At 71.7% G+C, this 25,032-nt stretch carries 22 protein-coding genes; 16 read left to right on the top strand and 6 right to left on the bottom strand.

Annotated features, from left to right (window positions below):
• Positions 1–61 precede the first annotated feature (61 nt).
• Positions 62–706 (top strand): ATP-binding protein, encoded by a 645-nt coding sequence (locus AMK33_RS15550; protein WP_073933392.1) that lies wholly within the window; start codon positions 62–64, stop codon positions 704–706.
• Positions 707–857: 151 nt separating this feature from the next.
• Complete coding sequence (locus AMK33_RS15545; protein ID WP_073933391.1) at positions 858–1,823, top strand: DUF5926 family protein; 966 nt, start codon at positions 858–860, stop codon at positions 1,821–1,823.
• A gap of 824 nt (positions 1,824–2,647) precedes the next feature.
• On the opposite strand, the gene AMK33_RS15540 is transcribed toward AMK33_RS15545, so the two are convergent.
• Positions 2,648–3,313, bottom strand: a complete 666-nt coding sequence (locus AMK33_RS15540; protein ID WP_073933390.1) for a bifunctional DNA primase/polymerase — start codon at positions 3,311–3,313, stop codon at positions 2,648–2,650.
• 504 nt (positions 3,314–3,817) lie between these two features.
• On the opposite strand from AMK33_RS15540, the gene AMK33_RS15535 reads away from it, so the two are divergent.
• Together AMK33_RS15535 and AMK33_RS15530 are read left to right on the top strand one after the other, a co-directional pair.
• Complete coding sequence (locus AMK33_RS15535; protein ID WP_079194874.1) at positions 3,818–5,332, top strand: PP2C family protein-serine/threonine phosphatase; 1,515 nt, start codon at positions 3,818–3,820, stop codon at positions 5,330–5,332.
• 100 nt (positions 5,333–5,432) lie between these two features.
• Complete coding sequence (locus tag AMK33_RS15530) at positions 5,433–6,890, top strand: aminopeptidase P family protein (RefSeq protein ID WP_107425122.1); 1,458 nt, start codon at positions 5,433–5,435, stop codon at positions 6,888–6,890.
• Between the two features lie 95 nt (positions 6,891–6,985).
• Here AMK33_RS15530 and AMK33_RS15525 read toward each other — a convergent pair whose 3' ends face one another.
• Positions 6,986–7,450, bottom strand: coding sequence for an ATP-binding protein (locus AMK33_RS15525; RefSeq protein ID WP_073933387.1), 465 nt, complete (start codon positions 7,448–7,450; stop codon positions 6,986–6,988).
• A gap of 220 nt (positions 7,451–7,670) precedes the next feature.
• Here AMK33_RS15525 and AMK33_RS15515 point away from each other — a divergent pair, with 220 nt between their 5' ends.
• The 9 genes from AMK33_RS15515 to AMK33_RS15475 all read left to right on the top strand — a co-directional run bounded on the left by AMK33_RS15515 (position 7,671) and on the right by AMK33_RS15475 (position 17,548).
• The gene (locus tag AMK33_RS15515) at positions 7,671–8,468 is read left to right on the top strand and encodes a hypothetical protein (RefSeq protein WP_073933385.1); all 798 of its coding nucleotides are present in this window, start codon (positions 7,671–7,673) and stop codon (positions 8,466–8,468) included.
• Positions 8,469–8,656: 188 nt separating this feature from the next.
• Entirely contained in the window at positions 8,657–9,412 is a 756-nt protein-coding gene (locus AMK33_RS15510; protein ID WP_073933384.1) for a YcnI family copper-binding membrane protein, read from the top strand.
• Between the two features lie 93 nt (positions 9,413–9,505).
• Complete coding sequence (locus AMK33_RS15505; RefSeq protein ID WP_073933383.1) at positions 9,506–10,162, top strand: SCO family protein; 657 nt, start codon at positions 9,506–9,508, stop codon at positions 10,160–10,162.
• Complete coding sequence (locus AMK33_RS15500) at positions 10,159–10,614, top strand: copper chaperone PCu(A)C (RefSeq protein ID WP_073933382.1); 456 nt, start codon at positions 10,159–10,161, stop codon at positions 10,612–10,614. The genes AMK33_RS15505 and AMK33_RS15500 overlap by 4 nt, the downstream gene beginning before the upstream one ends.
• Before the next feature lie 13 nt (positions 10,615–10,627).
• Positions 10,628–12,637, top strand: a complete 2,010-nt coding sequence (locus AMK33_RS15495) for a copper resistance CopC/CopD family protein (RefSeq protein ID WP_073933381.1) — start codon at positions 10,628–10,630, stop codon at positions 12,635–12,637.
• A 6-nt stretch (positions 12,638–12,643) separates the two neighbouring features.
• Complete coding sequence (gene efeB, locus AMK33_RS15490; RefSeq protein ID WP_073933380.1) at positions 12,644–13,930, top strand: iron uptake transporter deferrochelatase/peroxidase subunit; 1,287 nt, start codon at positions 12,644–12,646, stop codon at positions 13,928–13,930.
• A gap of 70 nt (positions 13,931–14,000) precedes the next feature.
• Entirely contained in the window at positions 14,001–14,933 is a 933-nt protein-coding gene (pheA, locus tag AMK33_RS15485; RefSeq protein ID WP_073933379.1) for a prephenate dehydratase, read from the top strand.
• A gap of 537 nt (positions 14,934–15,470) precedes the next feature.
• Positions 15,471–16,748: a serine--tRNA ligase gene (serS, locus tag AMK33_RS15480; protein WP_073933378.1), complete on the top strand. Its 1,278-nt coding sequence runs from the start codon at positions 15,471–15,473 to the stop codon at positions 16,746–16,748.
• Positions 16,745–17,548, top strand: coding sequence for an HAD family hydrolase (locus AMK33_RS15475; RefSeq protein WP_073933377.1), 804 nt, complete (start codon positions 16,745–16,747; stop codon positions 17,546–17,548). Before serS ends, AMK33_RS15475 begins: the two co-directional genes overlap by 4 nt.
• Before the next feature lie 361 nt (positions 17,549–17,909).
• Here the strand turns inward: AMK33_RS15475 and AMK33_RS15470 are convergent, their stop codons facing one another.
• From AMK33_RS15470 to AMK33_RS15455, 4 genes are read right to left on the bottom strand one after another with little or no spacing between them, the layout of a single operon-like run.
• On the bottom strand, positions 17,910–18,629 hold the full coding sequence (locus AMK33_RS15470) for an ABC transporter permease subunit (RefSeq protein ID WP_073933376.1): 720 nt from the start codon (positions 18,627–18,629) through the stop codon (positions 17,910–17,912).
• A gap of 10 nt (positions 18,630–18,639) precedes the next feature.
• The gene (locus tag AMK33_RS15465; protein ID WP_073933375.1) at positions 18,640–19,551 is read right to left on the bottom strand and encodes an ABC transporter ATP-binding protein; all 912 of its coding nucleotides are present in this window, start codon (positions 19,549–19,551) and stop codon (positions 18,640–18,642) included.
• Complete coding sequence (locus tag AMK33_RS15460; protein ID WP_073933374.1) at positions 19,548–20,465, bottom strand: hypothetical protein; 918 nt, start codon at positions 20,463–20,465, stop codon at positions 19,548–19,550. Before AMK33_RS15460 ends, AMK33_RS15465 begins: the two co-directional genes overlap by 4 nt.
• Positions 20,455–21,438 carry an ABC transporter ATP-binding protein gene (locus AMK33_RS15455; RefSeq protein WP_073933373.1) on the bottom strand — a complete coding sequence of 328 codons (984 nt, stop codon included), beginning with the start codon at positions 21,436–21,438 and terminating at the stop codon, positions 20,455–20,457. The genes AMK33_RS15460 and AMK33_RS15455 overlap by 11 nt, the downstream gene beginning before the upstream one ends.
• Before the next feature lie 158 nt (positions 21,439–21,596).
• Here AMK33_RS15455 and AMK33_RS15450 point away from each other — a divergent pair, with 158 nt between their 5' ends.
• The 3 genes from AMK33_RS15450 to AMK33_RS15440 all read left to right on the top strand — a co-directional run bounded on the left by AMK33_RS15450 (position 21,597) and on the right by AMK33_RS15440 (position 24,989).
• Positions 21,597–23,357 carry an SDR family oxidoreductase gene (locus AMK33_RS15450; RefSeq protein WP_073933372.1) on the top strand — a complete coding sequence of 587 codons (1,761 nt, stop codon included), beginning with the start codon at positions 21,597–21,599 and terminating at the stop codon, positions 23,355–23,357.
• Between the two features lie 117 nt (positions 23,358–23,474).
• Complete coding sequence (locus AMK33_RS15445) at positions 23,475–24,023, top strand: RNA 2'-phosphotransferase (protein WP_073933371.1); 549 nt, start codon at positions 23,475–23,477, stop codon at positions 24,021–24,023.
• Between the two features lie 63 nt (positions 24,024–24,086).
• Positions 24,087–24,989 (top strand): LLM class flavin-dependent oxidoreductase, encoded by a 903-nt coding sequence (locus AMK33_RS15440; RefSeq protein WP_073933370.1) that lies wholly within the window; start codon positions 24,087–24,089, stop codon positions 24,987–24,989.
• The last annotated feature ends 43 nt before the right edge of the window (positions 24,990–25,032 follow it).

Genomic DNA, 25,032 nt, shown 5'->3' with positions numbered 1-25,032 from the left:
ATCCAGCCACACGGCTACGGGGAGTGCTCCGGCGCGTTCGGTGCGTGTTCGATCGCTTGGAGTGCGTCACCGCTCACGGATCGACCGGTTTCCGGTTCGGGCCCATGGGGCATCCACACCGTGGCGTGGGGCGAAGGAGGTCTCGGGGGTGGCGTTGGTGGTGGCACAGGAGGTGCCCACGTCGTCGAGCATGGCCGTGCCCCACGGCCCTGCGGGCGTGGGGCAGGCGAGGCGCCGTATGCGCGCGCAGCTGCGCGACGGCGGTGTGGCGGACCCGGTCATCGACGACGCCGTACTGATTCTTTCCGAGCTGCTGAGCAACGCGTGCAAACACGGCCGGCCGCTCGGTGACGCCCTGGCCGGGGACGGGGACGTACGCGCCGCCTGGCGGGTGGACCCGTGCGGACGGCTCGTCGTGGAGGTCACGGACGGCGGCGGCCCGACCCGCCCGGCTCCGGCCACCCCGTCGGTCACGGCGCACGGCGGCCGGGGGCTGAACATCATCACCGCGCTGGCCGACGACTGGGGCGTACGCGACGAGGTGCCGGGCGAGGTCACGGTGTGGGTCGTCGTCCACGACGACGTGTACGACCCGGATGCCGGAGCCGGGCACCGGCGCGAGGACTTCGCCGCACGGGTGACGGCGCCCGCGGTCTCCCGCATACCCGGGCTGGACTTCGCGGACGTCTTCGACGACCTGGACTGAGGGCGGCCCCGGCCGGGGAGACGGCGCCGGTCCGGCGCGGTCTCCCCGGTGTCCACAGGTCGGCACGTCGTCCACAGGTTCCCGCCGGCCGTGGTGTGAACGGCTAGGCTCGCGCCCGTACGAGACGAGCCGTAACCGGGAGACACCCACGATGGCCAAGAAGCGACCCCAGACGAAGGCCAAGCGCCCGCAGCTCACGGACGGGCAGATCCCGGTCGTCGGCGCCCGCGAGCCCTGCCCGTGCGGCAGCGGCCGGCGTTACAAGGCCTGCCACGGCCGCGCCGCCGCGCACGCGGTGACCGAGCTGGTGCACCGCCCGTTCGAGGGCCTGCCGGGCGAGTGCGACTGGGTGGCGCTGCGCGAGCTGGTGCCGGCCGCCACCGTCGAACTGACGCTCAAGGACGGCCTGCCCGAGGGCGTCCCGTCGGTCACGCTGGCCACGGTGCTGCCGATGGCCTGGCCCGCCCTGCGCCGCGACGACGGCTCGGTCCTGCTCGGCCTGCAGAACGACACCTCCTCCGGCGACATCAGCCGCGACCTCGCCGACACCCTGCAGCGCGCGCTCGCCGCCGACCCGGGCACTCCGGTGCAGGCCCGGCGCGCCCCCGCCGACGGTCCCCGACTGCAGGAACTGCTCGACCCCGAGGGCGCTTTCGAGCCGGTCGTGCACAGCGGGTTCGAGTTCTGGGTCCCGGACCCGGAGAACGCCACGCCGGACGTCACCGCCTCCCTGGAGCGGGCCAACGCCGCGGCCATCCCGACCGTCAAGCTGTCGGGCGTGGACTCCGCGTACTGGTGCGAGACGCCCGAGAAGAACCATCTGCGGTGGGTCATGCCGCATCCCGAGGAGCAGCTTCTGGACGCTCTCGCGCGGCTGCACGCGGCGGGTGGCTCCTCCCTCGGTGAGGGCACCCGTCTCGTGGGCTCCTTCCGCGCTCACGGGCTCACCGTGCCGGTCTGGGACCTGCCCAGCGGGGTCGGCGCCGAGGACGTGGAGAAGCCGGCGGCCGAGTTCGCCGAGCGGCTCGCCGCCGCGCTGGCCACGGACGCGCCGCTGACCGCCGACGAGCGCCGCGCGCGCGGCGGTCTGACGAACCGCCAGGTCACGCTGAGCTGAGGCCGGGCCGCACCCCCGGTTCCGCCGGTCGCCCGGCCTGCGGAACCGCCCTGTCGCGCCCCATCGATCCCATGCGCAACTCCCGGCGCGGGCAAGCCAGTCGGTGACCGGAAAAGCCGAGATCGAATTTGCTAACCGCCGATCTCTTGTTACCGTTCCAGTAGCCCGGTTGCTGGTGCATCCCCCGTCGCCAGCAACCGGGTCTTTGCGTGTCGGCCGCCGCTCACGGAACGCGGTCGTCCGTCAACCGCCCGTCGCCATAAGCGAGTTGCTTCCGGAGCGCAACGGCTGCGGTCCCCTCACGGCGCCGACCCCGACCACCCTGACCGCGTCGGCCCGGCGTCTCGTGCGTGGCAACCCGTTCCCGGCGCGGCATGTCCGTCGCCGGATCCCATGAGGCCGGGTACGGCGTTCCAGGCATCGCCGGTGGCATTGCGGTGGTGGGTCCGCGCCCAGAGGTCCTGCCCCTGCGCCGGCACACAGGTCCGCGCCCCTACGCCGTCAGGGAAGGGGAGGAGAGCGCGGGGCCACGCCGCACGGCGGCATCACGCCGTCGCTGCGCGCGCGGTGGGCCGTACGGAACCGGTCCGGTCCCCGGGCCCGGGCCCGGACGGGTGACCCTCGTCGGCGGCAGCGGCACCTTGGCGTCCCGCGCGCGGTGGGCCGTGCCGCACCGGCCGGCCCCGCAGGCGTGCCCCCCGGCCCCGCCACGGCAGCACACAACCGCGCACCGCGCAGGCCGCCACGGCGCCCGCGAGGCGCGCGGACACCCCGGTCCGGGAGGAGAAGACCGCGCCCCGGCCAGGATGCCGTGCGCGCACCCGCTACATCTCGGGCGCGCTCACACCCGTACGAGTGAGGGCGTCGACCACGGCGTCCACCACCGCCTCGACGTCGGGCACCCACGGCGAGGCCGAGCCGGGCAGTGGTGCGCGCTCCCAGCGGATCTCGCCCTGCGCGGTCTCGGACGGGGGCAGCGCGAGGTAGCCGCCCCCGCCGTGGAAGCGGAGGGAGCCGGGGACGAAGTCCTTGGCGTACAGCAGCTCGCCAAGCTGCTCCATGGAGTACGGCTTCACCAGGATCGACCAGCGGGCCGGCGAGGCGACGACCGGGCCGAGCCGCATGCCGCGCCGGTCGAGCGCGGCGAGGGCGCGGGCGGCCGGCAGGGCGGGCAGGGACACCGCGCAGGGGGCCTTGCCTCCGGTGGCGAGGACGATCGGCGCCGTCGGCCGGTTCCCCCACCACCAGCGCACCATGCGCGCGTCGGTGGTGGCGGCGAGGAGGCCGGGGTCGAACGGGTGGGCACCCGGCACCGTGCACTCGGGGTCGGGGCAGGCGCAGCGGGACCGGCCCTGCGGGTCCGCCGCCACGCCCGGGAGTACGGGCCACTGCCAGTCCGTGGCGAAGGTCAGGGCCGCGCCGATCAGATCGGGCCCTCCGTCGCCGCGCCGGGACAGGAGCCTGCGTCGCCTTCCGAGGATCTCGCGCATGAGCGCTCGTTCCTTTCCGTTGCACGCCTGGCAACACCGTGGTCCAGATCACGTCATGTGTCGATCACTTCACTGTGCGTACCTATGGGCGCATCACACCCCCGCGCCGGGCAGGGGGTACCCCTATGGGCCGAGCATGGGCTGCCTCCGCGGCCGTTCCGCCCGTACCGCGTCTATCAGAAGTACGGGTGTGGCGTGGGGGTGGCGAAGTCTGGCGTTTGCCGTCGCGCGTGGTTCTCTCCGCCTCCGCCACGGGAGGATGGGGCACGGTCGTCGGTGGTTAAGACGCCCGGGTCCGTCGCCAGGTTCCCGAGCGGTTCCCAACCACCCCTGGCCTTCACCGAGTACGTACCCATCACGACCGTTGTGACGCTCCGTCGAGCAAGGCCAGTCGACCGCAATATGCCTCCCCCTGAGGCAGTTTCAAGCCAACTTCATATTTCGGCAAGGGGTCTGCGGGGAGTTCTCTCCAGTCCCACGGACACCAGGAATCCCAGCAGGACAATGCTGGACATCTCCTCACGAGTACGTGTACATGTGGAGACACTGCCGGCGACGCAGAATGACATGGGGGTTTGCGATGCTTTTGAGCAGTACGTACCGGTCGGAAAGCCGGACACCATGAACGCTCCGCACCCTCCGAAAGTGGCCGGAATCGATTCAACGGTTCCCTCACCCGCACACACTGTCGCGTCCGTCACCGCGGGTACCTCCCCGGCTCCCCCGGCAAACCCCCAGAACGCGCCGGGCGCGCTGCTCCAGGACCGGCTCGCCGGCTGGGTATCCGACCTCACGACCCTCCACGAACTCACCGAACGCCTGGCCCGCGCGAGCACGCTCGACGAGGCGCTCCAGGAGCTGCTGCGCGCGGGAGCCGCCCTGGTGGGCGCGCGGCGCGGGCTCGTCGCCCTGGAACCCGCCGACGGTCTCGACCCGGCCACCACCATCGGCCTGGGACTGGCCCGCGCGGATCTCGGCCACATGGAGACGGTGCCGCGCGGCGCACTGCCGTACGGCAGGATCCTCGACGGGCTGCCCGGCGCCGACGACGGCATCGCCGAACCCGACCTGTTCGCCGAGAAGGGGCTCGACCCCCGGCACCGCGAGGTCGCCGCCCGCCTCGGCTACGCCGCCAGCTTCGCCCTCCCCCTCGCCACCGGGGCCGCCGGACGCCTGGGCGCCGCGGTGTGGCTCTACGACGAGCCGGCCGAGCCGTCGGAGCGGCAGCGTCACCTCGTGGGCCTGTACGTCCGCCACGCCGCCGAGCACCTGGCCCGGCTCCTCGAACTCGAGCGCACGCGCGCGTGCATGGCCACGATGGCCGAGGAACTGCTGCCCTCCCGTCTCCCCCGGGTCGCCGGCGTCCAGCTCGCCGCGCGGCACCGCACCTCCCCGCGCGGGGGCGGCGACTGGTACGACGCGCTGCCGCTGCCGGACGCGGCCCTCGGTCTCGCCGTCGGGTCCGTCACCGGGTCGGGACCCAGCGCGGTCGCGGCGATGGGCCGGCTGCGGGCGTCGCTGCGCGCGTACGCCGTGATGGAGGGCGAGGACCCGGTCGCCGTCCTGTCCGACCTGGAGCTGTTGCTGCGGCTCACCGAGCCCGCCCGGTCGGCCACCGCCCTGTTCGGCTACTGCGAACCCGCGCTGCGCCGGATCACGCTGGCCGGCGCCGGGCACAGCCCGCCGCTGCTGCTCGGCGAGCGCCGCACCGAGTTCGTCGAGACGTCGGTCTCCGCGCCGCTGGGCATGCTCGCCTGCTGGGAGGCGCCGAGCGTGGAGGTCCAGGCGGAGCCGGGGGAGACGGTGCTGCTCTACACCGACGGGCTGCTGCACCGCACCGGTGACCCGACCGACCGCGCCTTCGCGCGGCTGCACGCGGCGGCGGCTGGGGTGCCGAAGGCACTGCGCCGCGACCCCGGCGCCGTCGCCGACCACGTCCTGCGCGCGGTGCTGCCCGAGGGCGCGGACACGGCGGACTCCAGGGAGGACGTGGTGCTGCTGGCGGCGCGGTTCGAGTAGCCGTCCCGTCCCTCTCCGCTACCGTTCCGTGCCCCGTTCGGCTGTTTCCGCCCGACCGTACGATGGGGGGTGGTCCAGTGCCGTATCGAGGAGGATGACCGTGGCCGAGGAGCTGCCGGAGACCCCGGAGACTGCCGAGGAAGAGCCCGTCAAGCAGCGCAAGAACGGCCTGTACCCGGGCGTGTCCGACGAGCTGGCCGAGAGCATGAAGAGCGGCTGGGCCGACACCGAGCTGCATGATCTGCGGCCGATCCCCCAGGCCGCCGAGACCGCCGCCCGCCGCGCGGCGCTCTCCGCCCGTTTCCCGGGTGAGCGTCTGGTCGTCCCCGCGGGCAACCTGAAGACGCGTTCGAACGACACGGAGTACTCCTTCCGCGCGTCGGTCGAGTACGCCTACCTCACCGGCAACCAGACGGAGGACGGCGTCCTCGTCCTGGAGCCCACGGCGGACGGCCACAAGGAGACGATCTACCTCCTGCCCCGTTCCAACCGCGAGAACGGCGAGTTCTGGCTGGACGGGCAGGGCGAGCTGTGGGTCGGCCGCCGCCACTCCCTCACCGAGGCCGAGAAGCTGTACGGCATCCCCGCCTCCGACGTCCGCGAGCTGGCCGGCGCGCTGCGCGAGACCACCGGCCCGGTGCGGGTGGTGCGCGGGTACGACGCCGGGATCGAGGCGGCGCTGACCGACAAGGTCACCGCCGAGCGCGACGAGGAGCTGCGCGTCTTCCTCTCCGAGGCGCGGCTGGTCAAGGACGACTTCGAGATCGGCGAGCTGCAGAAGGCCGTCGACTCCACCGTGCGCGGCTTCGAGGACGTCGTGAAGGTCCTCGACAAGGCCGAGGCGACGTCCGAGCGCTACATCGAGGGAACGTTCTTCCTGCGCGCCCGCGTGGAGGGCAACGACGTCGGCTACGGCTCCATCTGCGCCGCCGGACCGCACGCCTGCACGCTGCACTGGGTGCGCAACGACGGCCCGGTCCGCTCCGGTGACCTGCTGCTGCTCGACGCGGGCGTGGAGACGCACACGTACTACACGGCCGACGTCACGCGCACGCTGCCGGTCAACGGCACGTACAGCGAGCTGCAGAAGAAGATCTACGACGCCGTGTACGACGCCCAGGAGGCCGGTATCGCGGCGGTGAAGCCGGGCGCCAAGTACCGCGACTTCCACGACGCCGCCCAGCGCGTGCTGGCCGAGCGGCTCGTCGAGTGGGGCCTGGTCGAGGGCCCGGTGGAGCGGGTGCTGGAGCTGGGGCTGCAGCGCCGCTGGACGCTGCACGGCACCGGTCACATGCTCGGCATGGACGTCCACGACTGCGCCGCCGCACGGACCGAGACGTACGTCGACGGCACGCTGGAGCCCGGCATGGTGCTCACCGTCGAGCCGGGTCTGTACTTCCAGGCCGACGACCTGACCGTGCCCGAGGAGTACCGCGGCATCGGCGTCCGCATCGAGGACGACATCCTCGTCACGGCGGACGGCAACCGGAACCTGTCCGACGGGCTGCCCCGGCGGTCGGACGAGGTCGAGGCGTGGATGGCGGCCCTGAAGGGCTGACGTACCGCGCGACGGCCGGGCACGCGCGCGTGCCCGGCCGTTCCCGTCGCCGCACCGCGACTCGCCGCACCACGACTCGCCGCACCGCCGATTCACTACACCGCGACGAGCGGGGCGTCCTCGCGCCACTTGAGGATCTTGTCGAAGCTCACCACCGCTCCGCCGCGGCCCGGCTTGTTGCCGATGTGGACGTGGTCGGCGAGTTCCCTGATGAGACACAGGCCCCGTCCGTGCTCCGCGTCGGAGGGCGCGGGACGGGCCGGCGGGCGGGGGCGGTTCCCGGTCGCGCCGGGGAAGCCGGGGCCCGCGTCGGCGACCTCGATGCGGCACTTCTCGCCGTCGAGGTAGGCGGTCACCCGGAACGCCTCCGAGGTGCCGTCCCGCGCGGTGTCCCCGCCGTGCTCGACCGCGTTCGCGCAGGCCTCACTGAGGGCGACCGATAAGTCGTAGGAGATGTCGGGGTCGACGCCCGCGGTCTCCATGGTGCCGAGCAGCAGGCGCCGGGCGAGCGGCACGCTGGCGGCGTCGCGCCGCAGATGGAGTGACCACCAGATGCTCATGCTCCAGCCTCCTGGCTGCGGCTCGACATACCGTTACGTATTGCCCTGAGTGCTCGCCGGTAAGCGTGAAGTTGACGTGACACCGCCCATATGGCGGGTGTGTCGTGGATCCGATCGGTGTATGTGGGGTGTGTCGTAGCAGATGTGACCTTCCGGTCGTACCTCATCTTGCGGACCTGCCGTACGGCGGCCGGTGGGCCGGTGCGATGATGAGCTCGCCATGTCTGCCCCCCACCCGCGTACGACACGCTCCGGACGAGGCCTCCGGATCCTGCGGGCCGCGGTGTTCGCCGCGGTCTGCGTCGTGCTGGCCGGGGCAGGGCACACGCTCGCCTCCTGCACCGCCGTACCGCTGTGGACGCTGGGCGCGGGCTTCCTCGGGGCCCTCGCGGTCGCCGCCCCCCTCACCGGGCGCACCCGGTCGCTGCCGGGGACCGCGGTGCTGCTGGCGTGCGGCCAGACGGCCCTGCACACCCTCTTCGGCCTGGGGCAGCACGGCACACCCGCCACGGGTTCGTCGTCCGCGCTCTCCGACGCCGCGCTGGTCGAGCGGGCCGCGCGGCTGTTGTGCGGGACCGCCGCGGCGGGGCTCAGCCCCGCGCAGGCCGAGCGCGTCCTCATCGACGCGCGGGTCCACCGTGCCGGGGCCGCCACCCACGCGGAGACCGCCGCGGACGTCCCGGCGTCCCTGCTGCCGTCACTGCCGATGCTGCTCGGCCACGTCCTCGCGGCGCTGGCCGCGGGATGGTTGCTGCGCCGCGGCGACCTGGCCCTGCTGCGGCTGGCCGAACTGTCGGCGCACGGTGTCGCCGAGGGCGCCCTCGTACGGTCCCTCCGCGCGGCGCTCGCCCTGGTGCGTGCCCTGCGCGCCGGGCTCCCGGGAGCACCGGAAGGGGCCCCGCGCATGGCGCGCACCGCGCTGCTCGCCCCGCTTCCGCCCCGTTCCGCCGGGCTGCACCACACGGTGATCCGCCGGGGCCCGCCGGCCGCCGGCACCGCACTCGCTCTCGCCGCCTGACGCGAGGCGACCACCACTCCGGGTTTTCCGGCCGAGGAGCCGAGGAGAGGGGCGCCGGCGTGCGGCACGCGCGCGTGCGGCCGTTTCCGTGTGCGCCCGGCCGTCCTGCCCGACAGACCCGTCCGGTCGTACGCGCGGCACATCCCTCACCGTCAGTGAAACCTCAACCGAAGCGGAGTGCTTCTGCCATGAAGGCTTCCCGTATCGCCGCCGCCGGTGCCGTCGCCGGTGCCGCCGTCCTCGCCGTGTCCACCCCCTGCTTCGCGCACGTCAGCGTGCAGCCGGAGGGTGAGGCCGCGAAGGGCGGCTACGCGGTCGTCGGCTTCAAGGTCCCCAACGAGCGGGACGACGCCTCGACCACCAAGCTCGAGGTCACCTTCCCCACGGACCACCCGCTGGCGTCCGTGATGCCGCAGCCGGTCGAGGGCTGGGACGTCAAGGTCACCACGTCCAAGCTGGACAAGCCGCTGGAGATGCACGGCAAGAAGATCAACGAGGCCGTCTCCAAGGTCACCTGGACCGCCAAGGGCGACGGCATCGAGCCCGGCTTCTTCCAGAAGTTCCCGGTGTCCGTCGGCACGCTGCCCGAGGACGCCGACGAACTCGTCTTCAAGGCCCTGCAGACGTACTCCAACAAGGAGGTCGTCCGCTGGATCGAGGTGCCGCAGGAGGGCCAGGAGGAGCCCGAGCACCCGGCTCCCGTGCTCACCCTGTCCGAGGCCTCCGAGGACGGTCACTCGCACGGCGCCGCGGACGACGACAAGGCCTCCGGCGACACCGCGGCGGCCGAGAACGCCTCCGCCCAGACCTCCGCCTCCGGCGACGAGGGCGACTCCGGCGGCACGGACACCACCGCCCGCGTCCTGGGCGTCGTCGGCATCGTGGTCGGCGCCGCGGGCGTCGCCTACGGCGTCCTCGCCGGTCGTCGGCGCGCCACCGCCTGACCCCTCTCCTCATCTGGACGGCGCGCACCGGGCCGCTCACGGCCCACGTGACCTCCCGGTGCGCGCCGGAGCACTCACCTCTCAGGACCATTCATGCGCAAGAAGACCTTCGCGGCCGCGGCCCTGCTCGCCGCCGCCTCCCTCACCCTCTCCGCCTGCGGGAGCGGTAACAACGACAGCGGTGACCCCGTCGCCGTGGTGTCCGAGGAGGCCGGCGCCCAGAAGGCGGCCACCGTCCTCGACAAGCCCTTCGAGAAGCCGGACCTCGTCCTCACCGACACCAACGGCGAGGAGTACGACCTCCGCGAGCAGACCGCGGGCCGGCCCACGCTGATCTACTTCGGCTACACGCACTGCCCCGACGTCTGCCCGCTGACGATGAACAACCTCGCCGTGGCCAAGAAGCAGCTTCCCCAGGAGCAGCAGGACGAGCTGCGGATCGTGTTCGTCACCACCGACCCGGAGCGTGACACCTCCGCCGCGCTGGGCAAGTGGCTCAAGGGCATCGACTCCCAGGTCGTCGGCCTGACCGGCGACTTCGACACCATCCAGGCCGGTGCCCGCACCCTCGGCATCTCGATCGACCCGCCGCGCAAGGACGACAACGGCAAGACCGTCTCCGACCACGGCACCCAGGTCATCGCCTTCTCACCGGAGACCGACGGCGGTTACGTCCTCTACGGCGAGGACGCCACCGTCGAGGACTACACCAAGGACCTCCCCAAGATCATCAAGGGCGAGAACCCGTGAGGCGCCCGGCAGCCGCGGCCATGGTCGTCGCCGGGGCGCTGGCCTTGGCCCTGACCGGCTGCGGCGGCTCGGACGGCGGTGCGGCGGAGCTGTCCGTCGGCTCCGCGTACATGCCACAGCCGGTCTCCGACATGGCCGCCGGCTTCCTCACCATCACCAACGACGGCGACTCCGCGGACCGGCTGACCTCGGTCAGCAGCGATGTCGCCGGCCAGGTCACCGTGCACGAGACCGTCGACGGGGCCATGCAGGAGGCCGAGGCCCTCGACATCCCGGCCCACGGCAGCCTGGTGCTGGAGAGCGGCGGCAGCCATCTGATGTTCGAGCAGCTCAAGCGGAAGCCGAAGCAGGGTCAGAAGGTCTCCGTCGAGCTGCGCTTCGCCGAGTCGGACCCCGTCACGGTCGAGATACCGGTGAAGCCGGCCACCTACACCCCGAAGACCGGACACTGAGGGAGACACCCCTGTGACCCAGACCATCGCCCCCCGCGTGCGGATCCTGGTGCTGCTGCTCCTGGCGGTCACCGGCGCGCTCCTCGCCGGAGCCGCTCCCGCCTCCGCACACGCCGCGCTGACCGGCAGCGATCCCGGGCAGGGGGCGGTGGTCGACACGGCGCCCACCCAGGTCTCGCTCACCTTCTCCGAGCAGATCGCGGTGAGCGACGACGCCGTGCGCGTCCTCGACCCCAAGGGCAAGCGGGTCGACAAGGGCGACCCGGCCAACCTCAGCGGCACGACGTACACCGTGCGGCTGCTCAGCGGGCTGCCCGACGGCACGTACACCGTGGCCTACCAGGTGGTGTCCGCGGACAGCCATCCCGTCGCCGGTGCTTTCACCTTCTCCATCGGCGCCCCTTCCGAGACCTCCGTCTCCGCCTGCGCGCAGGCCTCCGACGACGGCCTGGTCGGCTGGCTGTACGACATCGGCCGCTACGTGTCGTACGCCGGCTTCGTCGTCATGGCCGGCGGGGCCGCCTTCGTGCTCGCCTGCTGGGGGCGCGGCGCCGGGGTGCGGGCGGTACAGCGGCTGGTCGTCTCCGGATGGCTGGCGCTCACCGCGGCCACGCTCGCGCTGCTGCTCCTGCGCGGCTCCTACACCACCTCCGGGAAGGTCGGCGACGTCTTCGACCTGTCGCTGCTCGGGGACGTGCTCCAGACGAAGACCGGCGCGGCACTGGTCTCCCGGCTGCTGCTGCTCGCCGCGGCGGCCCTGTTCATCGCGGTGCTGTTCGGCGCCTATGACAAGCGGGACGCCGAGGAGAAGCGGGACCTGACCTTCGGGCTGGCGATCGGCGGGACCGTCGTGGCGGCCGGGCTCGCCGCGAGCTGGGCCATGTCCGAGCACGCCTCCCAGGGACTCCAGCCGGGCATCGCCATGCCCGTCGACGTGCTCCACCTGCTGGCCGTCGCCGCCTGGCTCGGCGGACTCACCGCCCTGCTCGTCGCCCTCTACCGGGCGCCCGCCGACACCCCGGTCGGCCAGGACGCCGTCCAGCGGTTCTCGCGGCTCGCCTTCGGCAGCGTGGTGACGCTGGTCGTCACAGGCGTCTACCAGAGTTGGCGACAGCTCGGCTCCTGGTCGGCGTTGACCGACACCCGGTACGGGCAACTGCTGCTCGCCAAGATCGGGCTCGTGGTGGTGATGGTCGCGATCGCCTCGGTCTCGCGGCGCTGGACGGCACGGCTGGCGGAGGCACCGGCCCCGGCAGCGCGCGAGGAAGAAGAGGAGAGGGGGAAGGAGAAGCAGCCGGCAGGGGCAGGCAAAGCCACCGGAGCCGGGAAGGGCGAATCCGGGAACGGTGAGTCCGGGAAGGGCGAATCCGGGAACGGTGAGTCCGGGAAGGGCGAATCCGGGAAGGGCGAATCCGGATCCGGAAAGGGCGGCGACGCCCGGGCCGCTCAGCTCGCCCGACAGCGGGCCGCGATGGAGAGCGCCCGGCAGAAGCGGCTGCGTGACGCCGACCCCAACCGCTTCGGTCTGCGCCGCTCCGTACTCGCCGAGGCGGGCATCGCCGTCGTCCTGCTCGCCGTCACCACCGTGCTGACGCAGACCGAGCCGGGGCGCACCGAGCAGGAGGCCGCGGCGGCCACCTCCGCCTCGTCCTCGTCGTCCGCCCCGACCGGCCAGGGCACCGGCGCGGTGACGCTGAACATGCCCTTCGACACCGGCGGCGAGAACGGCAAGGGCGTCGTCACGGTCGACCTCGACCCCGCCCGGGTCGGCGACAACGACATGCACATCTATGTGGAGGGCCCGGACGGCCAGGCCTTCGACATCCCCGAGGTGAAGGTCGCCTTCACCCTCTCCGCCAAGGGCATCGGGCCGCTGCCCGTCGTCCCCGACCACATCACCACCGGACACTGGTCGGCGAGCGGAGTACAGATCCCCATGACGGGCGACTGGAAGGTCGAGGTGACCGTGCGGACCTCCGACATCGACCAGGTGACCGTCTCGAAGAACACGAAGATCGGCTGAACCACCATGGCTGACCAGACCCTTCCCCAGGCCCGGACCCCCGGAGCGCCCCAGGAGGAGCCCGGGGACCGGACCACCGGGAACGGCATCTCCCGGCGCCGGCTGCTCGGCACGGCCGGTGCCACCGGGCTCGTCCTCGGGGCGGCGGGTGGGGCCGCGGGATACGCGGCGGCACCCGCCGGTGCCACCCCGCTGACGTCGGTGGGCGACAGCCGGGTCGAGTTTCACGTGAAACATCAGCCCGGCATCACCCAGCCACTCCAGGCCCGCGGCCATCTCATCGCCTTCGACCTCGCCCCCGGGGCCGGACGCAAGGAGGCTGCCGCCCTGCTGCGCCGCTGGTCGGACACCGCACGTCGGCTGATGGCGGGCGAGGCCAGCGCGCAGGACGACACCGGCGTGGCCCGTGACGCCGGCCCCTCCTCACTGACCCTCACCTTCGGCTTCGGCCACAGCTTCTTCGCCCGCACCGGCCTGGAGAAACAGCGTCCGGTCGCCCTGGACCCGCTGCCCGACTTCTCCTCCGACCACCTCGACAAGGCCCGCAGCAACGGCGACCTGTGGGTGCAGATCGGCGCCGACGACGCCCTCGTGGCCTTCCACGCCCTGCGCGCCGTCCAGAAGGACGCGGGCTCCGCGGCGAAGGTGCGCTGGCAGATGAACGGCTTCAACCGCTCACCCGGCGCCACCGACCGTCCCATGACCGCCCGCAACCTGATGGGCCAGGTCGACGGCACCCGCAACCCCAAACCCGCCGAGTCCGACTTCGACGAACGGATCTTCGTCCCCGGGAAGGGCGAGCCGGCCTGGATGGCGAACGGCTCCTACGTCGTCGTACGCCGTATCCGCATGCTGCTGGACGACTGGGAGAAGCTGCCGGTCAAGGAGCAGGAGAGCGTCATCGGGCGCCGCAAGTCCGACGGGGCGCCGCTGTCCGGGGGCACCGAGACGTCCGAGATGGACCTGGAGAAGACGGATTCCCGGGGCAACCTGGTCGTCCCGTTCAACGCCCACGCGAGGATCACCCGCCCCGACCAGAACGGCGGTGCCGCCATGCTCCGCCGGCCGTTCTCGTACCACGACGGCATCGACGCGGACGGGGCGCCGGACGCGGGGCTCCTGTTCATCTGCTGGCAGGCCGATCCGCTGCGCGGCTTCGTGCCGGTGCAGCGCAAGCTCGACCGGGGTGACGCCCTGACGCCGTTCGTCCGCCACGAGGCGAGCGGGCTGTTCGCGGTGCCGGGCGGCGCGGCGGAGGGAGAGTATGTGGGGCAGCGGCTGCTGGAGGGGTGAGAACCGCCCTGTGTCACCCCTGAGGGCTCTGGCGGGGTTGCCGTCGGCCGGGGCCCATTAGGGTGAGGTCATGCCAGCGAGCTATGCGTATCTCGGCCCAGAGGGCACCTTCACCGAAGTCGCCCTGCGTACGCTTCCCGAGGCGGCCACCCGTGAGCTGATCCCGTACGTGTCCGTGCAGTCCGCGCTCGACGCGGTGCGCACCGGCGAGGCCGAGGCCGCGTTCGTCCCCATCGAGAACTCCGTCGAGGGCGGCATCACCACCACCCTCGACGAACTGGTCGCGGGCACCCCGCTGATGATCTACCGCGAGGTGCTGCTGTCGATCACCTTCGCGCTGCTCGTCCGTCCGGGCACCAAGCTGTCGGACATCAAGACGGTCACCGCCCACCCGGCCGCCCAGCCGCAGGTCCGCAACTGGCTCAAGACGCACCTCCCGGACGCCGTCTGGGAGTCGGCCGCCTCCAACGCGGACGGTGCGCGACTGGTCCAGGAGGGCCGGTACGACGCCGCCTTCGCCGGTGAGTTCGCCGCCGCCCGGTACGGCCTGGAGGCGCTGGAGACGGAGATCCACGACGCGGAGAACGCCCAGACCCGGTTCGTGCTGGTGGGCCGCCCGGCCCGGCCCGCCGCGCCCACGGGCGCCGACAAGACGTCCGTCGTGCTGTGGCAGCGCGACGACCACCCCGGCGGTCTGCGTGACCTGCTGGGCGAGTTCGCCACCCGTGGCATCAACCTGATGCTGCTGCAGTCCCGGCCGACCGGTGCCGGGATCGGCAACTACTGCTTCTGCATCGACGCCGAGGGGCATATCTCGGACCGCCGGATGGCCGAGGCGCTGATGGGGCTCAAGCGGATCTGTCTGCAGGTGCGTTTCCTCGGTTCGTACCCGCGTGCGGATGTGCGTCCCGGAGAGGTGCGACCGCCGTTCCCCGGGACGTCGGACGAGGAGTTCGTGGGGGCGGCGGACTGGGTCGCACGGTGCCAGGACGGCCGGTTCTGACAGGACCGGCCGGTCCTACCTGCTGATTTTCGTTGTCCACAGGAGTTATCCACAGGTCCGCTTCTCCATCTGGGGACAAGTCGACACCGAAGCCCCATCCAGTCGACAAATCGCCCCACGGCGCATGACCTTGTTCATCACCCCGCACATCCTCCTTCGTCCACCCTTTTCCTTTGGTCAACCCTTTGGGGTGAGCCTTTTCCACTCAAAAGTGGGGAGGAAGGGAGTTTGTCCTGGGAATCCTCGGCTTTGATCAGACGTTTCGGAGCGATCAATTCCGAAGTCCACAGATCTTCCCCACACCCTGTGGATAACTCCCCGAGAGTGTGGATGCCTGTGGACAACCGAAGCCCAAGTTCCGTACCGCGCAAGGAATCCCGGTCAACCGGCGTCCCGTGAACTGACCCGTTCCAGGGGGAGGGCCACATTCATTGACCTTGCGGAACATTGCACGCAATTCCCTCATAACGGAACGCGCGTCACCGCACCGCAATAGTGAGTCGTGAGGCGTCACCCCGCACCGGTAGCCTTGACCGCGTGATTGACCTTCGCCTGCTTCGTGAGGACCCCGACCGTGTGCGTGCTTCGCAGCGCGCCCGTGGAGAGGACGTCGCGCTCGTCGACGCCCTCCTGTCTGCCGACGAGCGGCGCAGGTCGTCCGGCGTCCGCTTCGACGAGCTGCGCGCCGAGCAGAAGTCGCTCGGCAAGCTCATCCCCAAGGCGGCCGGGGACGAGAAGGCCGAGCTGCTGAAGCGGGCCGGCCAGCTCGCCGCCGACGTCAAGGCGGCCGACGCCGACCGCGACACCGCCGCGACCGAGACCCAGGACCTGCTGCTCAGGCTGAGCAACCTCGTCCACCCCGACGTGCCCGTCGGCGGCGAGGAGGACTTCGTCACGCTGGAGACGCACGGCAGCATCCGTGACTTCGACGCCGAGGGCTTCGCGCCCAAGGACCACCTGGAGCTCGGCCAGCTCCTCGGCGCCATCGACGTCGAGCGCGGCGCCAAGGTCTCGGGCTCCCGCTTCTACTTCCTGACCGGCGTCGGCGCGCTGCTCGAGCTCGCCCTGGTGAACGCCGCGATGGCGCAGGCCACGGCCGCCGGCTTCACGCCGATGCTGACCCCCGCGCTGGTGCGCCCCCAGTCGATGGCGGGCACCGGCTTCCTCGGCCAGGCGGCCCAGGACGTCTACCACCTGGACAAGGACGACCTCTACCTGGTCGGCACGTCCGAGGTGGCGCTGGCCGCGTACCACATGGACGAGATCATCGACGCCGACCGGCTGCCGCTGCGGTACGCGGGCTTCTCGCCCTGCTTCCGCCGCGAGGCCGGCTCGCACGGCAAGGACACCCGGGGCATCTTCCGCGTGCACCAGTTCGACAAGGTCGAGATGTTCTCGTACGTCGCACCGGAGGACTCCCAGGCGGAGCACCAGCGGCTGCTGGAGTGGGAGAAGCAGTGGCTGACCTCGCTGGAGCTGCCGTTCCGCGTGATCGACGTCGCCTCGGGCGACCTGGGCTCCTCGGCCGCGCGCAAGTACGACTGCGAGGCGTGGATCCCGACCCAGGGCAAGTACCGCGAGCTGACCTCGACCTCGGACTGCACCGAGTTCCAGTCGCGCCGGCTGTCGATCCGCGTCCGTGAGGACAAGAAGGTGCGCCCGCTGGCCACGCTCAACGGCACGCTGTGCGCCGTACCGCGCACCATCGTGGCGATCCTGGAGAACCACCAGCAGGCGGACGGTTCCGTGCGCGTGCCGGAGGTGCTGCGTCCGTACCTGGGCGGCCGGGAGATCCTGGAGCCGGTCACCAAGTGAGCACCGCCTTCCCCTACCGCCTGATCGCCACCGATCTCGACGGCACGCTGCTGCGGGGCGACCACTCGGTCTCCCGCCGCACCCGTGACGCGCTCGCCGCGGCCACCGCGGCGGGCGCCGCGCACATCGTCGTCACCGGCCGCGCGGCCCCCTGGACCCGTCCCATACTCGACGACCTCGGCTACGAGGGCCTCGCCGTCTGCGCCCAGGGCGCCCAGGTGTACGACGCCGGGGCGCACCGCCTGCTGACGTCGGTGACCCTGGACCGGCAGCTGGCCGGAGTGGCGCTGGCCAAGATCGAGGCGGAGGTCGGCCCGCTGTACCTGGCAGCGAGCCGCGACGGCCTGGACGGCGAGGTGCTGGTCGGTCCCGGTTACGAGGTCGTGGGCGCCCTGCCCGCGACCCCGTTCACGGACGCGTCGGACCTGTGGACGGCGCCCCTGAACAAGCTGTACATCCAGCATCCGACGCTGACCTCGGACGAGCTCGCCGACGCGGCCACCCGCGCGGCGGGCGGGTTCGTCACCGTCACCATGGCGGGCGAGGGCATCGTCGAACTGCTCCCGCTCGGCCTGTCCAAGGCCACGGGGCTGTCACTGGCGGCACGCAGGCTGGGCATGAAGGCCGCGGAGACGATCGCCTTCGGCGACATGCCCAACGACATCCCGATGTTCGCCTGGTCCGCCCACGGCGTAGCCATGGCCAACGCCCACGAGGAACTGAAGGCGGTAGCCAACGAGGTGACCACCTCCAACGAGGAGGACGGCATCGCGGCAGTGGTGGATCGACTGCTGGCATAACTGCGGGCAGTCGTGCCGCTGGGGCGGCACGGGTGGGCGCAGCGGCACTCCGCAAACGCCGGGCTGCGCGACCCCACCCGCCCCGCCACAACGAAGCAGGGAAGGGCGGCCCACGCGCCAGAGATGCGCGTGCTCGAAGCGGCCGCCCCGGGCAGCTCCCCGTACGGGCGGACTCGGCGGAGCGGTAGGGACGACTCCGGAGTCCGCCACGGGCTGCCCTGACAGAAGTGGGACGTGCCGTGCATGGGCACCGTCCCGCTCCTCTCCCAGCGGATGACGCCGGACTTTCCCGGCGATGCGGACACAACCACTCTGCCCGCCGGGCAAGTCGGACGCCACCGAATAAACCGGCGAGGGGTCCTCACTCCTCGCCGGCGAGCGTCAGCGACCGCAGCTTCTGCCCGGCGTACCAGGTGGCCAGCACGGTGACCGCGGCCAGCAGCACCGTCGCGGTCGTCAGACCCACGTCCGAGGTGACCAGGTCGCCCCCGGAGACCTTCTGCGCCACCGCCAGCGACCACTGCTGGACGCTCAGCGTGCGCGCGCCGGGCACCAGGGAGCCGAACAGCGCCTCCCAGACCAGCGCGTAGACCAGCCCGAACACCACCGCGTGCCGCGAGACCGTGCCGAGCAGCAGGAAGAGCGCCGCGTACGCGATGGAGGCGACCAGTGCGGCCACGGTGTAGGCGACGGCGACCTGCTGGCCGTTGCCGTTGAGAATGAAGCCCGCGATCAGGGTCGGCACCGCCGAGAACACCATGGTGACGGCGATCGCGACGATCAGCTTGGTGTAGATGATGGTCGGTCGCTTGATCGGCTTGGACAGCAGGTACACCACCGAGCCGTCGTCGATCTCGGGACCGATGGCTCCGGTTCCGGCGATGACACCGATGATCGGCACCATGGTGGCGAGCGCGAGCCCGCCGAGGACGTCGGCCGCGGTCTGGTCGTCGGCGCCGGCGAGGGCGCGCACCGCCAGGGAGATCGCGATCAGCAGCAGGGGCAGGGCGCCCAGGATGAGGGCCCGGCGACGGCCGAGCAGGGCCCGGTAGGTGAGCCGGGCGACTGTGGGGTCGTACATCAGGGGCCTCCTACGCCGCGACCAGGTACGAGAAGACGGACTCGAGGGACTCGTCGGACGGCGAGACCGTGAGCAGCCGGATGCCGTGCTCGCGCGCGACCTTCGGCAACAGGGCGGTGAAGCGGCCGAAGTCGACGGCCTGGACGCGCAGGGCGCCCTCCGCCACGTCGACCTCGATGCCGGACGTCGACGGGTCGGCGATCAGCGCGGCCGCGAGGGCGCGGTCGTCGCTGGAGCGCACCAGGTAGCGGTGCGGGCGGTCCGTCATCAGGCGGCGGATCCTGCGGAAGTCACCGCTGGCCGCGTGCCGGCCGGCGACGACGACCTCGATGTGCCAGGCGAGCTGTTCGACCTCTTCGAGGATGTGGGAGGAGAACAGCACGGTGCGGCCCTCGTCGCCCATCCGCCGCAGCAGGTCCATGAGCTGCATGCGCTGGCGCGGGTCCATGCCGTTGAAGGGCTCGTCGAGGAGGAGCAGCGACGGCTGGTGGACCAGCGCGGACGCCATCTTCACACGCTGCCGCATGCCCTTGGAGTAGGTGGCGATCTTGCGGTCCTGCGCGTACTCCATCTCGACCGTGGCGAGCGCCTGCTGGGCGGCCTTGGCGCCCAGGCCGTGGAGTTCGGCGTTGGCGAGGACGAATTCGCGGCCGGTGAGGAAGTCGTACATCGCCTCGCGTTCGGGGACGATGCCGATGTGCTTGTAGATGGCCTCGTTGCGCCACACCTGCTGTCCGTCGAGGGTGACGGTGCCGGTGGAGGGGGCGAGGAAGCCGCCCATCATGTTGATGAGGGTGGACTTCCCGGCGCCGTTGGGGCCGAGCAGGCCGGTGACGCCGGGGCCGATGGTCATGGTGATGTCGTTGACGGCGACCACGTTGCCGAACCAGCGGGAGACGTGGTCGATGCTGAGCGTGGTCACAGGCCCACCTTCTTGTAGCGGCGCATCAGGAGGCCGTAGCAGGCTGCGATCAGGCCGAGGGTGAACAGGACGTAGACGACGCCCTCGGCGTTGCTCGGACCCACCCCGCCGGGGAAGGCGGAGGTCGCGCCCAGGAAGGCGGACTGCACGCCGTCGATGAGGGTGATCGGCGAGAACAGGCCGATCCAGGCGATGGCGGTGTCGCCGCTGCTCTGGACCTCCGCGATCGCCTGGAGCGTGGAGACCGCGCCGTAGGAGATGGTCAGTACGGCGATGACGGCCGCGATGCCGAAGCCGCGGCGCGGGGTGACCGACGCGATGACCAGACCGATGCCGGCGAAGAGCAGTGAGAGCAGTGCCACGGAGACGAGTCCCTGCGCGAATCCCTTGGTCTGGTCGGTGAAGTCGAGCTTGGCCAGCAGCGCGCCGATGTACAGCACCAGCAGGGGAGCGGCGGTGAGGATGAAGAGGGCCGACGCCAGCGCGGCGAACTTGGCGCGTACGTAGTCGGCGGTCTCGATGGGCCGCGAGAAGTACAGCGGTACGGTCTTGAAGCGCAGGTCGCGCGAGACGGACTGGGGTGCCTGCGAGGCGACGTACAGGCTGATGACGGCCTGCATGATGATCGCGTAGCGCGTGTAGTCGACGGGCAGGTCGTTGGCCTTGGTGGCGACGGCGACGGCCACCATGATGGCGGCGGGCACGCACATCACCACGAACAGCAGCATCGGCAGGACCTTGGACTTCACCGAGCGGCCGAGGCCGTAGGCGCCGCGCAGGGACTGCGAGTACAGCGAGAGCCTGGCGTAGGAGCGGCCGAGGCGGGGGCCGTCGTAGGAGCGGTAGCCGATGTTGTGGATACGGGTGTCACCCGATGCGGTGGCTGGTGTCTGCGTGGACTGCTCAGTTGCCATGGCCGACCGCCTCCTTCCGCTGCGCGCCGCTGTCCGTGTCGTCCTTGAAGACCTCGGAGATGTGGTGCCGGCGCTGTTCCATGCGCACCAGGCCGAGGCCGAGGTCCGCGATGACGTCCCGGACCAGGTCGTAGGTGTCCTCGCCCTGCGCGGTGAGCAGCAGGATGTGTCCGGCGCCCGGCAGTCCGCTGCCGTCCTCGACGGTCACCCCGCGCGCGTGGAGCGCGTCGCGCACCGCGCGGGTGCCGTCCGGGTGCTCGTCGGTGTCGGTGACCTCGATCGCGAGGGTCGTGGTGTTCTGGGTGAAGTCCGTGGTGGAGCTGGAGCGCAGCAGCTTGCCGCCGTCGACGACCACGACGTGGTCGCAGGTGCGCTCCAGTTCGCCCAGCAGGTGCGAGGTGACCAGGACCGAGATGCCGAAGTCGGTGTGGATGCGGCGGATCAGGCCGAGCATCTCGTCGCGGCCGACCGGGTCGAGGCCGTTGGTGGGCTCGTCCAGGAAGACCAGCTGGGGGTCGTGCACGAGGGCCTGCGCGAGCTTCACCCGCTGCTTCATGCCGGTGGAGTAGCCGCCGATGGGACGGTAGCGCTCCTCGTAGAGGCCGACGTGGCGCAGGGTGTCCGCGGTGCGCTCCCGCGCGGCGGTGGGCGGCAGTCCGGACATGCGCGCCATGTGGACGACGAACTCGGTGGCCGAGACGTCCGGCGGCAGACAGTCGTGCTCCGGCATGTAGCCGACCCGTTCGCGGATGGCGGCGCCCTCGGTGGCGACATCGAGTCCGAGCACTTCGGCGCGGCCCTCGGTGGCGGGGGACAGACCCAGCAGGATCTTGATCAGTGTGGACTTGCCGGCTCCATTGGCTCCGACGAGTCCGGTCACACCGGGCCCGACGTCCACGGAGAGCCGGTCAAGAGCGGTCACCCTGGGGAACCGCTTGCTCAGGCTTTCGGTCGCGATCACAGTCACGTCCATGACACTAGTGACCCGCACCACTCCGGTCGTCAGACCGGAGAGCCGTCTTGGGCTCCATCTGGAGTCGTACGGACCCGTAGGGGAGCCCTGCCTGAGAGTTATGCACAGGCTCCGGGGCACCGTTGACGGTCCTTGCGACAACTGCCACATTCGCCGGTGTGACGGGACTGAGAGGTGCGCGGGAGCGCCGGGTGCGTGCGGGCGGGGTCGAGCTGTGCGTGGCCGAGCTGGGTGAGCGCGGGCGGCCGACGGTCGTCCTGGTGCACGGCTACCCGGACAGCAAGGAGGTGTGGTCGGAGGTCGCGCCCCGGCTCGCCGAGCGTTTCCACGTCGTGGCGTACGACGTCCGGGGCCACGGCCGGTCCACGGCGCCGCGTCCGCTGCGCGGCGGGTTCACCCTGGAGAAGCTGACCGACGACTTCCTGGCCGTCGCCGACGCGGTCAGCTCTGACCGGCCGGTGCATCTGGTGGGGCACGACTGGGGTTCGGTGCAGTCCTGGGAGTTCGTCACGGTCGGGCGCACCGCGGGTCGGATCGCCTCCTTCACGTCGATGTCGGGGCCGTCGCTCGACCACTTCGGGCACTGGATCAACCGCCGTCTGAAGCGGCCCACCCCGCGCCGGGTCGGCCAGCTGCTGGGCCAGGGCGCCAAGTCCTGGTACGTGTACCTGCTGCACACGCCCGTGCTGCCCGAACTCGCCTGGCGCGGCCCGCTCGGCAGGCACTGGCCGCGGATCCTGGAGCGCGTCGAGAAGGTGCCCGGTGGCGGCGGCTACCCGACCCCGTCCCTGCCGTCGGACGCGGCCCACGGAGCCTGGCTCTACCGGGACAACGTGCGGCCCCGGCTGCGCAGCCCGCGCGCCGACGCCCACGCGCACGCGCCCGTGCAGCTCATCACGCCGCTGGGGGACGCGTTCCTCTCGGAGCGGCTCTACGAGGACCTGGAGCTGTGGGCGCCGCGGCTGACCCGGCGGACGCTGCCGGCCCGGCACTGGATCCCGCGCACCCGCCCCGACCTGCTGGCGACGTGGATCGGCGAGTTCGTGGCGTCCGTGGAGGACGGCCGGCCGGAGGTGACGGCTCCGGGCCGGTACGCCGACCGCTTCGGCGGGCAGCTGGTCCTGGTCACGGGGGCGGGCAACGGCATCGGGCGGGCGACCGCGCTCGCGTTCGCGGAGGCGGGCGCGCGCGTGCTGGCGGTCGACCGGGACGCGGAGGCCGCGGCCCGTACCGCCGGGGAGGCCCGCGGTCGCGGCGCGGCGGCGGCCTGGGCGGAGACGGCGGACGTGTCCGACGAACAGGCCATGGAGAAGCTCGCCGAGCGGGTCACCACCGAGTACGGCGTGGTGGACGTCCTGGTGAACAACGCCGGCATCGGGTTGGGCGGCTCCTTCTTCGACACCACCCCGGAGGACTGGAAGAAGGTCCTCGACATCAATCTGTGGGGGGTGATCCACGGCTGCCGGCTCTTCGGGCGGCGGATGGCCGAGCGCGGGCAGGGCGGCCACATCGTCAACGTCGCCTCGGCGGCGGCGTTCCAGCCGTCCAGGGCGCTGCCCGCCTACAGCACGTCCAAGGCGGCGGTGCTGATGCTGAGCGAGTGCCTGCGGGCGGAGCTGGCGGGCCGGGACATCGGCGTGACGGTGGTGTGCCCCGGGTTCGTGAACACCTCCATCACCTCCACCGCGCGCTTCGCGGGTGTGGACGCCGAGGAGGAGCGGCGGCTGCGGAAGCGGGCGGCACGCCTGTACGGGCTGCGGAACTATCCGCCGGAGAAGGTCGCCGCCGCGATCCTGCGGGCGGTGGCGCGTGACGAGGCGGTGGTGCCGGTCACCCCGGAGGCGCGGACCGCGTACGCGCTGTCGCGGTGGATGCCGGGGGCACTGCGGAGAATCGCGCGGGTGAAGCCGCCGATGTGAGGCCGGTTGTCCACAGCGGGCGTCAATTCCCCTGTGGATAACCGCACTTGGCTGTGGATCAAACCTCCGGAGCTAAATCGATCGCGTGATGCGCGTCTCTCCCGGCAATCTGAACGGATGGATGAAAGACGCACCGTGAAGGTGTCGAAGTACCTCTCCAAGCATCTACGCCATCAGCCCGGGAGGATCGGGCTCGCCCTCGACGAGGGCGGCTGGGTCGAGATCGAGGCGCTGATCACCGCGGCGTCCGCGCACGGCTTCCGGTTCACCCGGGAGGAGCTGGACCACGTCGTCGCCGCCAACGACAAGCGGCGCTTCGCCGTCGAGGGCACCCGGATCCGCGCCAGCCAGGGCCACAGCGTCGAGGTCGACCTCGGACTGGCACCGGCCGTCCCACCGCCGTACCTGTACCACGGCACCGTCGCCCGGAACCTGGAGGCGATCCGCGCCGAGGGGCTGCGGCCCATGAACCGGCACGACGTGCACCTCTCCGCCGACCGCGAGACGGCGACCCGCGTCGGCGCCCGCCGGGGCCGCCCGGTCGTCCTGTCCGTGGACGCGGCCGCCATGCACCGCGACGGCCATGTCTTCCACATGAGCGCCAACGGCGTGTGGCTGACCCGGGCCGTACCGAGCCGGTATCTGCGGTTTCCCGCGAGCCACTGAGGCGGAACACGGGCGGCGTGATCGTTTCACGTGAAACACGGCTCGCCGCATAGGCTCGGTGATATGACTCTGCGCCTGAGCACCGTGATCCTTCCGTACCGCCGCTGGCACGAGGGCAGCCGTTCGGCGTGGGTGCGTGCCGAGGAGCTCGGCTTCCACACGGGGTACACCTACGACCACCTGTCCTGGCGCACCTTCCGGGACGGCCCCTGGTTCGGTGCCGTTCCCACCCTGACCGCCGCCGCGGCCGTGACCAACCGGATGCGGCTGGGCACGCTGGTGACCTCGCCGAACTTCCGGCACCCGGTGACCCTCGCCAAGGAGCTCATCTCCCTCGACGACATCTCCGGCGGGCGCGTCACGCTCGGGATCGGTGCGGGCGGCACCGGCTTCGACGCCACGGCGCTCGGCCAGGAGCCCTGGACACCTCGCGAGCGCGCCGACCGCTTCGCCGAGTTCGTGCCCCTGCTCGACCGGCTGCTCACCGAGGAGTCGGTGTCGTACGAGGGCGACTTCTACGCGGCGCACGAGGCGCGCAACATCCCGGGCTGTGTGCAGCGGCCCCGGCTGCCGTTCGCCGTGGCGGCCACCGGACCGCGCGGGCTGCGGCTCGCGGCGCGTCACGGGCAGGCCTGGGTGACCACGGGCGATCCCCGGCTGTACGAGAACGGCACGCCCGAACAGTCGGTTCAGGCCATTCGCGGCCAGGCGGAGAAGCTGGCCGACGCCTGCGCCGAGCTCGGCCGGGACGTGACCGGACTGGACAAGATCCTGCTCACCGGATTCACCCCGGACCGGGGCCGTCCGCTGGAGTCCCTGGACGCCTTCGTCGACTTCGCGGGCCGCCACGCCGAGCTGGGATTCACCGAGATCGTGATCCACTGGCCCATCCCCGACTCGGACTTCGCCGCGGATCAGAAGGTCTTCGAACGGATCGCCATGGAGGCGCCGGCGCAGCTCCGGTGACCTCTGCTGTCCCGGGGCACGGGAAAGACCGCTGGTGACGGCG

Source organism: Streptomyces sp. CB02400, from assembly GCF_001905725.1.
GTDB classification, from domain to species: domain Bacteria; phylum Actinomycetota; class Actinomycetes; order Streptomycetales; family Streptomycetaceae; genus Streptomyces; species Streptomyces atrovirens.
The sequence above is the reverse complement of the archived record's forward strand: the minus strand, read 5'-3'. Positions and strand labels throughout refer to the sequence as shown.